We start from the raw sequence: 13,752 nt of genomic DNA, 5'->3' as shown, positions 1-13,752 counted from the left end.
AGGGAGAATTATATTTTTATTTGAAATAGCCAAGTTCTTTTTTGCCCTTCTCCTATAAGCCTCTTAACTTTGGTAGGATTTTACAGTTATTTGTGAGACTGACTGGTAATAAATATTGAATTTTGTGAAGGATTTCAACTGTACTCTTTTAATTGATGATGATGAGGTATGTAACTATGTATCAAAGCGGCTTCTAGAAAAGACCATCATCACCAATGGCATTCAGACTGTATCAAACGGTTTGGAAGCTTTGCGATTTATTGTAAATTATGATCCGGATTTCAACACTTGTCCAGAATTGATTTTTGTTGATATTAATATGCCTGTAATGGGAGGGATTGAGTTTCTGGACAGCTTTACCCGGCTTGAATTTTTAAATAAAGAGAAGGTAATCATCGTTATGCTGGCAAGTGTGTATAATGAAGAAGATATTGACCACTGCAAAGAGCTCGGTATAAAGCACTTTTTGGTTAAACCACTGACCGAAGAGAAAGTAGGTCAGCTAATTGAAGAAATATCGAGTCAATAAGCTGGAACTAGTTTATTAAAAATCAGGTTATAGCCTGCAATTATAGAATATCGGATGAACCGAAAACAGAACCAAACGTTTAAACAACAGGTACAGAGATTTGCATTAAAGCTTATAGGGGCAGGAGTCCTTTTACTGGTATTTGTCTTTACCCTTTTTTATTTGGCGGTACGTGTAGGGGTTTTTGGTAGCTTACCTTCCGTTCAGGACCTTAAAGCTGTGGACAATTATACCGCCTCTGAGATTTTTTCCTCTGATGGGAAACTGCTAGGGAAGTATTATTTTCAGGACCGAAGCAATGTGAAGTTTGAAGACCTTTCTCCTTCTCTTGTCAATGCATTGGTTGCTACAGAGGATGCAAGGTTTTACGAGCATTCGGGAGTAGACTATACGAGTATGTTCAGGGTGCTCATTAAGTCGCTGTTGCTTGGCAATGAAAGCTCTGGTGGAGGGAGTACTATTTCACAACAGTTGGCAAAGAACCTGTTCCCAAGGGCTACCCATGGTAGGCTTTCCATGCCGGTAAACAAAATGCGGGAAATTATCATTGCTTCCAGGTTAGAAAAGGCATATAGCAAAAATGAAATTCTTACCCTTTATTTGAACACAGTGCCATTTGGTGAGAATGCATGGGGCATTGGTTCTGCTAGTAGAAGGTTTTTTAACAAAACACCGGGCACGTTAAATACAGAAGAAGCTGCTGTATTGGTGGGCATGCTCAAAGCTACCTCTTACTACAATCCTAAAAAATATCCTGAGCGGGCGGTTCAAAGAAGAAATGTAGTGTTGTCGCAAATGGCCAAATATGACTTCATTAATGAAGAGCAGGCCGAAGAGTTGAAGAATACTGACCTTCAGCTTCACTATGTTACCCTTACGCACAATGATGGATTAGCTACCTACTTTAGGGAGTTTTTGAGGCAGGAGGTGCAGAAAAACCTTAAAGATGTTAAAAGGCCGGAGGGGGGTAAGTATAACGTATACACTGATGGGTTGAAAATTTATACTACCATAGATTCAAGAATGCAGCAATATGCAGAGGAGGCAATGAAAGAGCATATGTCGCAATTGCAGTTGCTATTCTATAAGCATTGGGGAAATAAGCAACCTTGGGGAAGAAATCATGATGTGATAATTAAGGCTGTAGAAAGAAGTGACAGGTACCGTGCACTCAAAAAACGGGGCATGGATGATGCCGAAATCAGAAAAACCTTTGCGGAACCTCAGCATATGAAGGTCTTTTCTTGGAATGGGGAAGTGGAAAAAGAAATGACCCCGTTGGACTCTGTTAAATACTACCAACACTTTTTGCATGCTGCTTTTATGGCTATGGATCCTACCAATGGAGAAATTAAAGCGTGGGTAGGTGGATTGAACCACAGGCATTTCAAATATGACCACGTAAACCCGAATGCTAAAAGGCAGGTTGGTTCTACTTTTAAACCTCTGGTTTATGCAACGGCTTTGGAAAAGGGAATTAGTCCTTGCGAATATATTGCGAATAAGCGTATCATGTTTACTAATTATGACAATTGGTCTCCAAGGAACTCCGATAGTGACTATGGTGGCTATTATTCGCTTACAGGAGGACTTAACAAGTCGGTAAATACTATATCGGCGCATTTAATAGCCAAAACGGGTATTCCGGCAGTTGTAGATTTGGCTAAAGAAGTGGGCATCACGAGCAACTTAGAGCCTGTGCCGTCTATGGCCCTGGGGTCTGCTGATATTTCGCTTTATGAAATGGTTGGCGCTTATGGCACTTTTGCTAATCAAGGAAGGTACACAGAGCCTGTGTATCTTTTGAAAATAGAAGACAAAAACGGAAACATTATTTTTGAAAACAAGGATCGCGTAACCAAACAGGTGATATCTGCAGAAAATGCAGATATACTAACTCATATGCTTCAGGGGGTTGTAAACAATGGTACTGCTGCAAGGTTGCGCTACCAGTTTAACCTTAGAAATGATATTGCCGGAAAGACAGGTACTACTCAATCTCATGCTGACGGTTGGTTTATGGGATATACCCCTTCTATTGTAGCTGGTGTTTGGGTAGGGGCTGAAGATCGCCGGGTACACTTTAGAACTATTGACCTCGGACAGGGAGCCAATATGGCTTTGCCTATATGGGGGAAATTTATGCAAAAAGTTAATAATGATCCAGGGCTTCGTAGTATGGCCATGGCTAGGTTCCCTCGGTTGTCAGATGATGCACGAGATAAAGTGGATTGTGAACCTTATGTTGATCAACTTCCTAAAGAAGGACGTTTTTGGGATCTTTTTAAAGCTAAAAAAGAAAATAAAAAGAAAGATTATAACCGGGCGTCAGCTACTCATAAACCGCGCCACAACTATAGGTCGCAACCTAAAAAGGAAGAAAAAAAGAATACAGTTGATAAAATAAAGAACTTATTTAAGAAAAAATAGCTTAGTCTATATAAATAATTAAAAATTTTCTTGATGAAATTTAATTATTAGGAAAATTTCCATTTAATTCACTTTCGTATTTTAAGTCTCTAATTATAAACCACAAAATGTTGTTAAGAAATTTAGTTATCGCAGGTTCATTGTCCGCTTTGGCAATGTCTTGCAACCCATCATCAGGAAGCAAAGACCTATCTTTAAAAACAGAAGCTGATTCTGTCAGCTACGGTATTGGTGTTAACCTTGGACAAAACTTCAAAAACCAGTCTCTAGACGAAATTAATATTGATATCCTTGCTTCTGCTATTAAGGATGTTTTAAATGAGAAGGAAATGGTAATGACTGAGGAGGAAGCAGGTGCATTGATTGAGTCCTATATGATGGCTCGTTTCCAAAAGCAAGCAGATGGCAACCTTGAGGAAGGTGTCGCTTTTCTTGAGAAGAATAAAGAAAGAGAAGGTGTTGTAACATTGGAAAGCGGACTTCAGTATGAGATTATTGAAGAAGGTACAGGAGAAAAACCTACTGCCGATGATGAGGTTACTACGCATTATCATGGTACTTTAATTGATGGGACTGTCTTTGACAGTTCAGTAGAAAGAGGGGAGCCTGCTAAGTTTCCAGTATCTGGCGTAATTGCAGGCTGGACAGAAGCCCTTCAGCTTATGCCAAAAGGATCTAAGTGGAAGCTGTATGTGCCTGCTGATCTTGGATATGGTGAAAGAGGGTCAAGAGCTATTAAGCCTAACTCTACACTTATCTTTGAAGTTGAATTGATCGATATTCATAAGAAAGAATAGTAAAAAAAGAGCTGTCAAAAATAACTGACAGCTCTTTTTTTTAACATACTGTTTTCATCCTGTGTTATATATATAAGTAATTTGAAAAGGTATAATATGGGAAGGATTGCAGGGATATTTACGATAATACTAGTGCTGGTAGTTTTAATATTTTCTTCATGTAATCGAGACATTACCAGGACAGAACGTGGCGTGGAGGCACCAGCAGGAAGTGACGCACATGGCACAACAGACCCACGAAGAGTACCTTCTTTAGGTCATCCGGATACCGGGCCTTGGACAGGGACTTTCCCTGATACTGCTCCCGGCGGACATTGATAAAGGGATTTTTCTCTTTATCATTTTTTTTTATATTTAACCCACTATTGCCTTCGTTACATACATAACTTTATTTCAAAATCATATGATAGGGAAAATTAAGTACCTCATTTTTTTTGCTGTAATTTCTTCTTTGACTATTTCTTGCTCTGAGTCTGAGAATAGCGACGATAACTCAAGTTATTATTATGAAGAAACTTTTGACTTTGAAATAAATCCATCTATTGAGTTAATTGTAAAGCCCGCTGCTAGCGGTACTTTTAGAGGTGTGAGTCTGGGAACCCTAAGGGATGATGTACTGAAAATTGAAGAGACTACCCAAATAATCAACGACAGCCCCGAATCCATTGTATATAGGGTGAACTATGACGTAAACCAAGATGTGGATGTAGAGTATTTCTTTGACGACCAGTCAAAGGTGGTAAAGATCCAGGCCTATTTATACCCGCAAAACAAAGAAGAGCAGAAAGTTGCGTTTAAAGAACTGCTCAATTATTTTGAATACTCTTTTGGGACACCTGATTTTAGCTCCGAAAATCAAGTTATCTGGAAAAGTCGCTTGGGAGAGTTTGAAATTATGCTAAAGAAGCAGGGAAACGTCAAAGTGCATGATGTTGAAATAGAAATTAACCCAATCGTATTTACTCCTTCGGCTTTATCGTCAATAAAATAGTTTTTTTTCTTAGCGCCTAACACATGTGTACGCTAAAGTAGCAGGGTTTTCTTCTTTTTCTTTTCAGGTAAAACTATTGACAACATTCATTTTTTAACTGTCAATATAACAATTTCATTAATCATTGGTAAGCATGGTATGTCTGATATGTCGGGATCTTTCTTTGACTCTGACATTATGTCATAAAACTGGCTTGAAATTCCTCTTGGCATAGGGCTTGTAAAAGGTTATTAAGAATTTGAGAACTGAAAAGAATAAAACTTACAATTTATGGGAAAAATTATAGGAATAGATTTAGGAACTACTAACTCTTGCGTTTCCGTGATGGAAGGTAATGAGCCGGTAGTAATTCCTAATAGCGAAGGAAGAAGAACAACACCTTCTATTGTCGCTTTTTTGGAGAATGGTGAAAGAAAAGTTGGGGATCCTGCTAAAAGACAGGCAATAACCAACCCAAGCAATACTATTGCATCTATTAAGCGTTTTATGGGTAAGAAATTCTCTGACGTTTCTAAAGAAGCTGGGAATGTATCTTATACCGTAGAAAGTGGAAGTAATGATACTCCAAGGGTAAAAATTGGTGACAGAAATTATACTGCACAAGAAATTTCAGCAATGGTGCTTCAGAAAATGAAAGCAACTGCTGAAGACTACCTTGGAACAGAGGTGAAAGAAGCTGTAATTACCGTTCCTGCTTACTTTAACGATGCCGAAAGACAGGCAACAAAAGAGGCAGGGCAGATTGCCGGATTAGAAGTTAAGCGTATTATCAACGAGCCTACGGCTGCGGCTTTGGCTTATGGACTTGATAAAAAGAGCAATGATGTAACTATCGCTGTATTTGACCTTGGTGGTGGTACATTTGATATCTCTATACTTGAGCTTGGTGATGGTGTATTTGAAGTAAAATCTACTAATGGTGATACCCACCTTGGTGGTGATGACTTTGACCAAGTAATCATTGACTGGTTGGCCGATGAGTTTAAAAAAGATGAAGGTGTAGATCTTAAAAAAGATCCTATGGCACTTCAAAGATTGAAAGAGGCTGCTGAAAAAGCTAAAATTGAGCTTTCTAGCTCTACATCTACGGAAATCAACCTGCCGTATATCATGCCGGTAGATGGAATTCCTAAGCACTTGGTGAAATCTCTTAGCAGGGCTAAGTTTGAACAACTTGCTGATGATCTAGTAAGAAGATCTCTTGAGCCATGCAAGCAGGCGCTAAGTGACGCTGGTCTAAATGTGTCTCAGATAGATGAAGTTATCCTTGTAGGTGGTTCTACCAGAATTCCTAAGATTCAGGAAGAAGTAGAGAAGTTCTTTGGTAAAAAACCTTCTAAAGGTGTAAACCCTGATGAGGTTGTGGCTATCGGTGCTGCTATCCAAGGTGGTGTACTTACAGGTGAGGTTAAAGATGTATTGCTTCTAGACGTTACCCCACTTTCTTTGGGTATTGAAACAATGGGTGGTGTAATGACTAAACTGATTGAGTCTAACACTACTATCCCGACTAAAAAGTCTGAAGTGTTTTCAACTGCTTCCGACAATCAGCCATCTGTGGAAATTCACGTATTGCAGGGTGAAAGACCAATGGCGAAAGACAATAGAAGTATTGGTAGGTTCCACCTTGATGGAATTCCGCCGGCACCAAGAGGCGTTCCTCAAATTGAGGTTACCTTTGATATAGATGCCAATGGTATCCTAAATGTATCTGCTAAAGATAAAGGTACTGGAAAAGAGCAGAAAATCAGAATCGAAGCTTCTTCAGGCTTAACTGACGATGAAATCGAAAAAATGAGAAACGAAGCGAAAGCTAACGAGGAAGCCGATAAAGCTGAGAAAGAGAAAATCGAAAAAATGAACACGGCTGACTCTTTGATCTTCCAGACCGAAAAGCAGTTGAAGGAGTTTGGAGACAAGTTGTCAGAAAACAACAAAACCGCTCTGGAATCTTCTCTTGCAGACCTTAAAAAAGCACATGAGTCTAAGGATCTTGCTGCTATAGATACGGCAATGGCTGCCTTGAACACTGCTTGGCAAAATGCTTCGCAGGAAATGTACAGCCAAGGACAGCAGCCAGGTGCTGATGGTGCAGGAGCTGGTGCAGGAGCCCCTGGTGCCGATGCAGGTGCACAAGGCCAAAACGGATCTGGTGACTCTGTGACTGATGTAGATTATGAAGAAGTGGATAGCAATAAGGATAAAAAATAAACCTTACCTTTTATAAACTACTTTAAAAAAAGCTTCCGGTTTTACTGGGAGCTTTTTTTATTATAAACCATTTACCGTTCTGAGGGTTTTTCTATATATCTTTGAAAAGTAATCTCCTTAATTATGAAATCTACAGTCTTTTTTGGTGTAATTTTTTTATTATCTCATTCCTTTGTTTATGCTCAGTTTTCTCCAGACACAGATGCACAACGGTATGCAGAAACTATTACAGCAGAAGAGTTGTCGGAGCATTTACATATTCTCGCATCTGACAGCCTAGAAGGAAGGGAAACTGGGACTAGAGGGCAAAAAATGGCTGCCGAATACATTGCCAATGCCTTTGAACGCTCAGGGGTGCTTCCCGGTGTAGTCAATGACGGGGATAGTAGTTATTTCCAAAATTTTGACCTCATTAAAAAGGAGTGGAACGAGGTTAAACTAATCGTGAATAAAAGGGAAAAGGTTTTCTTGGAAGATTTTTATTTGTTTGGTGATTTTGACCCAGAAGCCAGGGAGAAAATGAGAATGGTTTTTGCCGGTTTTGGTATAGAAACCCCAGAATACTCTGACTACAAAGACTTGGATGTGGAAGGTAAAGGAGTTGTTATCTTTATGGGCGAGCCTGTTCGAGATGGAATTTCGCTTATTACAAACACTAGCGAAATATCTGATTGGGCCTTCGACTGGCGTCGTAAAGCAGCACTGGCAAGGGACAAAGGTGCCCGTGAGGTATTTGTTGTAGTGGGAAATTCGAGAGATGAGTTTGACCGTAGGTTAAATACTTTAAAAGAACATATTGCTCAGCCTTCTTTGGCCTATACCCACAAACGTAGGTCTGGCAGTGCCTTTTTTATTCCACCGGATTTGGGTGCTGAAATGCTGAGGATTAATAAAGAAGAGTTGTTTGATAAGCGGGAAGCATTGTTGACAGAAAAGCCGTCTGATATGAAGTTCAAACGGTCTATTGTCCGCTCGGCCGTTACTACTACAGACAGTATTGTCAATACAGAAAACATCTTGGGTTTTATAGAAGGGGGCGACAAGAAAGAGGAAATTATAGTATTGACCGCTCATTACGATCATTTGGGCATAGAAAATGGCAAGATTTATAATGGGGCAGATGATGACGGTTCTGGCACAGTGGCATTGATAGAAATCGCAGAAGCTTTTGCTATGGCTGCTAGAGATGGCCACAGGCCTCGGAGAAGCATACTCATTATGCCAGTTACCGCTGAGGAAAAAGGTCTGATGGGGTCAGAGTACTACACGGACAATCCTGTATTTCCATTAGAAAATACAGTTACCAATTTGAATATCGATATGATCGGGCGTTTGGATGAAAACTATCCTGACAATCCAGACTATGTCTACCTTATTGGAAGTGACAGATTGTCTACCGAATTGCATGAAGTAAGTGAAAATGCCAATGATGCATATACTAATTTGACGCTTGATTATCGTTATAATGAACCAGATGACCCAAATCGTTTTTATTACCGGTCAGATCATTATAACTTTGCAAAAAATAACATTCCCATAATATTTTATTTCAATGGTGTGCACGAAGATTATCACCAGCCATCAGATACGGTAGATAAAATATTATTTGATAAAGTAGAAAATATAACTAAACTGGTATTCTACACTGCCTGGCACCTGGCTAATAGGGAAAATAGGGTAGAAGTTGACGTAAATGAAGAGTAAAGACTACAATAAGAAGTTTCTAAAAGACGCCGAGGTAAAAACCTTTGATGCAGGTCATAGAGAAACCATTAAGTTCAATATTGGCCGCTACAACAATTCTGTAGAGAAAGGTTTAGCCCAGTTTTCTGACTATGAAACAGCACGCGATAAAGCGGCTGCATACAAAGAAAGCGCGATAAACAATCTATATAGGCTTTTATTGAGCTTTGAGCATAACTTTACAAGGAATGGCGGAAAAGTTATTTGGGCTCAAAATAAGGAGGAAGCGCAATATGAAATCCTAAATATTTTACGTCAGAAACAGACCAGGTCTGTGGTAAAGTCCAAAACCATGATTTCTGAAGAAATTCATTTAAATGAGTTTCTCGAGCATAATGGAATTGAGGCAGTAGAAACAGACCTTGGTGAGTATATTGTGCAGTTGGCAGAGCAGAAGCCTTATCATATTGTGACACCGGCCATGCACATGTCAAGAAAGGACATTGGTGAGCTTTTCAGCAAGAAGTTAAAAATACCGTTTACTGACGACGCCAGAGATTTGACATTGACAGCTAGAAAGCTTCTTAGGCAAAAGTATGCTGATGCCGAAGTGGGAATAACCGGTGCCAATTTTCTTATAGCAGATACCGGAAGTATAGCTATTACAGAAAATGAGGGTAACGCAAGACTTACGACAACACTTCCTAAAACGCATATAGCTATTGCTGGAATTGAAAAAATGCTAGCCTCTATAGACCAGCTTGAGCTTATGTGGCCAATGCTTGCCACAAGTGGTACTGGACAGAATGTAACAGTTTATAACAGCATTTTAAGCGGCCCCAGAAAAGCCGGTGAGGCCGACGGACCTGATGAAATGTATGTGGTCTTGCTGGATAATGGGAGGACGAAGCTGTTAGCTGATAAGGAGAAAAGGGAGGCCTTGCATTGTATTCGATGTGGTGCTTGTTTGAATACCTGTCCTGTTTATAAGAATGTTGGCGGGCATACTTACAATACCACATATAGTGGTCCTATTGGATCCGTGATTACCCCGCATTATGAGGGGATGGAGAAATTTAAACACTTGAGCTATTCTAGTTCTTTGTGTGGATCATGTACTGCTGTCTGTCCTGTACGTATTAATATCCATAATTTGTTGCTGTTGAACCGAAAACAAAGTGTAGAGCAGCAGATGGTTTCGAAAACAGAAAAGCTGGGTTTTCGCCTATGGAGAAAAGCGATGCTAAATAGGTCGTTAATGAATATGGGTGGAAGTGGCGTGAAAAACCTGATATTAAAGATTTTCTTACGTAAATCATGGGGTAAAAGAAGGACGCTTCCAAAGCTTGCGTCTAAGTCTTTTAACCAGCAGTACCGGGAAAGAATGAAAAATAAGAAAGATATATAACTTGGATTATGTAAAAGGGGTTGTCAGGAGGGGCAAAACAACAATAAATCAGAACTTTTGGGTCGCACAGCATAGCAGCCGCTATGATTAAGACACAAATGTGAGCGAAGCGACTGATTTGAAGTTATTTTGCTACGCAATAGAAAGTTCTATTGCATATTTCAGGTTTAAAGGCAAGACATAAAAAAGGCAGTTCTGATGAACTGCCTTTTTTATGTCTTGGAAATTATATTATTAAACAAAGATTATGTCTTATTTGCTTTTCCCCTCTGGCATTAGGACAGCAAACTTTATTCCTATAAACATGCCTACGCCAAAGCAAATAGATATAAGTCCAATTTCATTGAAGCTCCCAAACTTTATTAAAGTTGCCACTAGTTGACTTATGCCAAAAGTTAAAAATATAAATGAGGCAAACTGAAAAAAAGGAAGTGGATTTGCAAGGTTGAGCGGATTGTCATTCCAAGCAGGTGGTATGAGCTTCTTTCCTGGCTCGGCATTGTATTTGGCCAAAAGAGGAGTGGCAAAACTTGTGAAAACCAAAGGCATAATCATTGATATTAGGATACCTTCCTGAGGAGCCGCTTCCACAGTATACAAGAAGGCTGGAAGTGCGCAAGGTATAAGAAGCAATGCTTTTATTTTTGCTGTTTTGTTCCAGTTTTTCATTTTATATGGTCTTTTTTAATTACAGTAGATGAATTTTGGGTTTTACAAAAGTGGCCTTTGTAAAAACTACTACAAGTTACCACTAGTACTTTTTAGTTGCAAGTATGGCCTACCTATAGCAATCATCTTTTGCTAAACCTAAAACGGGAAGTTAGCTTTTGTGCTTATAAAATATTGATAAAATTTAACCTTTTGCCGACACTGCTGTTATTTTTTTTATATTAAATGCCAACTATGAAATTTTTAGAACACAGTAAGGTAGATAAAAGCCTCTTCTTTGATGCGCTTCTAGGCAAGTCAAAAGAAAACTCATTGTTGCTTTTGGATCATAAAGGCCGGATTTTAGAATGCAATTCCGCATTCTTCAATGCTTATGGGTACAAGCCTGAAGATCTCAAGGGGAAGCATTTTGAAATCTTGTTTAGTGAAGAAGATCGTCGCAATAATAGACCTTTTCACGAATTAGATAAAGCTGTTCAGGAAGGTTCTGCGTCAGATAATAATTACCTCTTGCATAAGAGTGGCTATCCTGTATGGACTCAAGGGGAAATATTGCTAGCTAAGGATCCTGACGGTAATATCTTCTTCATTAAGAACATTGTTGACATAAATGATCAAAAAATACTTGAGCAGTATGTAGAGGAAAGTCAACTTGCTGAAGCAATACTTGAAAAGCTCAGAGACCCGGTTGTTGTTATAGACGATCAACTGGATATAGTGAAAGCTAATGCTGCTTTTTATAGTGACTTTAGTATCAATAATTCAGAAAATAGTTTTCTAAAGGTTTTACGTGGTTTAAAGAGGTATAATGATGGCAATGGCGATGAAATAGAGAACCTTCTTGTAGGCGACTTTCAAGACCACTTTTCTTTTAAAAATTTTGAGATGTGCTATAAATTTCCTGATAAAGGGATACGGGTAGTGAGTGTGGTGGTTTCAAAGGTCGATTTTGAAAAGGATAGCTTGCGTAGGGTAATTCTTTTTTTTAAAGATATTACCAAAGAGAAAGAAGAAAGGGAAGCCCTTCAAAGGAGTATTAGCTTTTCTCAAAATGTGTTAGAAACTTTGCCGCTCATAGCTTATACTACCGATTCTTCGGGAGAGATCGTTTATTTTAACAACCAGTGGCGTGAATATACTGGGCAATCTATTGGAGAGGGAAAAGGAAGGGGCTGGTTAGAAATGCTGCATCCCGATGATGTTGATTTGGCCATAAAAAACACAAAAGACGCTGTTGATAACCATAAGGAAGTGGAGGTAGAGCTTAGGTTGTTTAATGTTAATTATAAAAGTTACCGCTGGAATATTTCTAGGATCAGGCCTGTGTCCAATGGAGAGGAAAACATTGACCTTTGGGTAGGGACGATCATTGATGTGCATGATGAAAGATCCGCTACATTGGATGAAATTAAGAGTCTGCAAAATATTCTTCTTGATAGTCAGAAGCTTGGGAATGTTGGTAGCTTTAACATGGATCTGCAGGCCAATTCCATTACTTGGTCTCCACAAACTTACCAGATATATGGAATTGACCTTGACCAAGAGATTTCTTTTGAAGATGTTTTTATGCGTGTGCACCCCAAGGATAAAGAGCGCTTGAGGAATAAAATGAGGGAAGCAATAGAAAATAATATACCTTATGAAATAGAGTACGATATTTTATTTCCCAATAATTGTGTCAAAAAAGTACTTGCAAGAGGAAAAATAAGGTATGATGAAAATGGGAACCCGAAAAGTTTGAATGGATCTCTCATAGATATTACAAAAAGGAAGCGTAGAGAGGAACGGTTGCAAAACATGCAGACCTTGCTTTTGGAGTCTCAGGCTTTGTCGCATACAGGTAGTTTTGAATGGAATCTCATTAACAACAAAGTCAAATGGACGCCTGAATTGTATGCTATTTGTGGTATTCCACAGGGTGAGAAGATTACCTTTGAAACTCACTCAAGGTATATACACCCTGAAGATTTTCCAGCTATCAAAAGATTGTTTGACGAAGCTTATATAAAACCGGGCCCTTTTCAAAATGAATTCAGGATTATTAGAGCTGATAATACTGAAAGGTTTATCTCTTCAAAATCCAAAGTTATTTTTGACAGAGATAACAAGCCGGTGAGGGTTTTGGGTGCGCTGCACGATTTGACTGAGAGAAAGAAGATTGAAGAAAAGCTTAGCAGGGCTAACTATGAGCTTGAAAGAAAGGTCAAAGAGAGAACCGTAGAGCTTTTGCATGCAAATGAGGAGCTTAAAAAAGCCAATGCTGACTCTAATACATTTGTTTACACAGCCTCTCATGATTTGAAAGCGCCGATAAATAATATAGAAGGGCTTGTAGGTGCCTTACGTGAAGAATTAAAAGCCGAAGACTCAAGCAAGGAAGGGTTGATGGCCGTATTGGACATGATGGATTTGGCTGTAGAGAAATTCAAAAAGAATCTGCAAGACTTGGCTGCTATTGGCCAGGCTCAGGCTGAAGGGAAATTGAACGAGTCTTGTATTAAATTTGAAGATGTGTTTCATGATGTTGAAGCAGACCTTATTGATCTGATTGCACGTTCATCTGCAAAAATTTCTTATGATTTCTCCAGAGTTCCTAAGGTACTCATGTCTCCCAAAAACCTTCGGAGCATTTTCTATAATTTCTTGTCTAATGCAATTAAATACAAATCTCCTGATCGAGATCCTGTTGTTGAGGTGTTTACCGACCATGTAAAAGAGGGTTATACTTTATTGTCTATAAAAGATAATGGGTTGGGTATTAGAGAGGAAGATAAAGATCGGCTGTTTGCTATGTACAAAAGAATACATGAACACGTTCAAGGGTCAGGGGTTGGACTGGCTATTGTGAAAAGGATTATTGAAAACAATGGAGGGTATATAGAAGTTAAAAGCAAGGTAGGAGAAGGAACAACCTTTAATATTTTTATTAAAAAATGATCTAATGACCTTTGTCTGGTTTAAAAATTTAGTTTCCACAACTGAAATAGGTTTTTATATACTTTGCCGTAAAACTTAATTAAGAAAGTACATGTTA

Annotated in this window: 10 protein-coding genes; 9 read left to right on the top strand and 1 reads right to left on the bottom strand. The window is 38.9% G+C overall.

Features of this window, described 5'->3' with window-relative positions; genetic code table 11:
* Positions 1–124 precede the first annotated feature (124 nt).
* From RCC89_20255 to RCC89_20220, 8 genes are all read left to right on the top strand, one after another.
* Positions 125–529: a response regulator gene (locus tag RCC89_20255; protein WMJ75472.1), complete on the top strand. Its 405-nt coding sequence runs from the start codon at positions 125–127 to the stop codon at positions 527–529.
* A gap of 54 nt (positions 530–583) precedes the next feature.
* Complete coding sequence (locus RCC89_20250; protein ID WMJ75471.1) at positions 584–2,959, top strand: PBP1A family penicillin-binding protein; 2,376 nt, start codon at positions 584–586, stop codon at positions 2,957–2,959.
* Between the two features lie 107 nt (positions 2,960–3,066).
* A complete protein-coding gene (locus RCC89_20245; protein ID WMJ75470.1) occupies positions 3,067–3,756 on the top strand; it encodes an FKBP-type peptidyl-prolyl cis-trans isomerase in 690 nt (229 codons plus the stop codon).
* A 96-nt stretch (positions 3,757–3,852) separates the two neighbouring features.
* Positions 3,853–4,074 carry a hypothetical protein gene (locus RCC89_20240; protein WMJ75469.1) on the top strand — a complete coding sequence of 74 codons (222 nt, stop codon included), beginning with the start codon at positions 3,853–3,855 and terminating at the stop codon, positions 4,072–4,074.
* Between the two features lie 85 nt (positions 4,075–4,159).
* Positions 4,160–4,747 carry a hypothetical protein gene (locus RCC89_20235; GenBank protein WMJ75468.1) on the top strand — a complete coding sequence of 196 codons (588 nt, stop codon included), beginning with the start codon at positions 4,160–4,162 and terminating at the stop codon, positions 4,745–4,747.
* Between the two features lie 270 nt (positions 4,748–5,017).
* Positions 5,018–6,958, top strand: a complete 1,941-nt coding sequence (gene dnaK / locus RCC89_20230; GenBank protein WMJ75467.1) for a molecular chaperone DnaK — start codon at positions 5,018–5,020, stop codon at positions 6,956–6,958.
* A 123-nt stretch (positions 6,959–7,081) separates the two neighbouring features.
* Complete coding sequence (locus RCC89_20225; GenBank protein WMJ75466.1) at positions 7,082–8,662, top strand: M28 family peptidase; 1,581 nt, start codon at positions 7,082–7,084, stop codon at positions 8,660–8,662.
* Complete coding sequence (locus tag RCC89_20220; protein ID WMJ75465.1) at positions 8,652–10,049, top strand: LutB/LldF family L-lactate oxidation iron-sulfur protein; 1,398 nt, start codon at positions 8,652–8,654, stop codon at positions 10,047–10,049. Before RCC89_20225 ends, RCC89_20220 begins: the two co-directional genes overlap by 11 nt.
* A 252-nt stretch (positions 10,050–10,301) precedes the next feature.
* Here RCC89_20220 and RCC89_20215 read toward each other — a convergent pair whose 3' ends face one another.
* The gene (locus tag RCC89_20215; GenBank protein ID WMJ75464.1) at positions 10,302–10,718 is read right to left on the bottom strand and encodes a hypothetical protein; all 417 of its coding nucleotides are present in this window, start codon (positions 10,716–10,718) and stop codon (positions 10,302–10,304) included.
* Positions 10,719–10,952: 234 nt separating this feature from the next.
* Here RCC89_20215 and RCC89_20210 point away from each other — a divergent pair, with 234 nt between their 5' ends.
* Positions 10,953–13,655: a PAS domain-containing protein gene (locus RCC89_20210; protein ID WMJ75463.1), complete on the top strand. Its 2,703-nt coding sequence runs from the start codon at positions 10,953–10,955 to the stop codon at positions 13,653–13,655.
* The last annotated feature ends 97 nt before the right edge of the window (positions 13,656–13,752 follow it).

This window comes from Cytophagaceae bacterium ABcell3 (assembly GCA_030913385.1).
Taxonomy (GTDB): Bacteria; Bacteroidota; Bacteroidia; order Cytophagales; family Cytophagaceae; genus ABcell3.
Note: the sequence above shows the minus strand (reverse complement) of the source record. Positions and strands in the feature narration are given on the sequence as shown.

Bases quoted from the DNA above. Each gene is read 5' to 3' on its own strand.
- RCC89_20250 (WMJ75471.1), top strand. From the start codon at position 584: ATGAACCGAAAACAGAACCAAACGTTTAAACAACAGGTACAGAGATTT.
- RCC89_20245 (WMJ75470.1), top strand. From the start codon at position 3,067: ATGTTGTTAAGAAATTTAGTTATCGCAGGTTCATTGTCCGCTTTGGCA.
- RCC89_20240 (WMJ75469.1), top strand. From the start codon at position 3,853: ATGGGAAGGATTGCAGGGATATTTACGATAATACTAGTGCTGGTAGTT.
- RCC89_20235 (WMJ75468.1), top strand. From the start codon at position 4,160: ATGATAGGGAAAATTAAGTACCTCATTTTTTTTGCTGTAATTTCTTCT.
- dnaK (WMJ75467.1), top strand. From the start codon at position 5,018: ATGGGAAAAATTATAGGAATAGATTTAGGAACTACTAACTCTTGCGTT.
- RCC89_20225 (WMJ75466.1), top strand. From the start codon at position 7,082: ATGAAATCTACAGTCTTTTTTGGTGTAATTTTTTTATTATCTCATTCC.
- RCC89_20220 (WMJ75465.1), top strand. From the start codon at position 8,652: ATGAAGAGTAAAGACTACAATAAGAAGTTTCTAAAAGACGCCGAGGTA.
- RCC89_20215 (WMJ75464.1), bottom strand. From the start codon at position 10,718: ATGAAAAACTGGAACAAAACAGCAAAAATAAAAGCATTGCTTCTTATA.
- RCC89_20210 (WMJ75463.1), top strand. From the start codon at position 10,953: ATGAAATTTTTAGAACACAGTAAGGTAGATAAAAGCCTCTTCTTTGAT.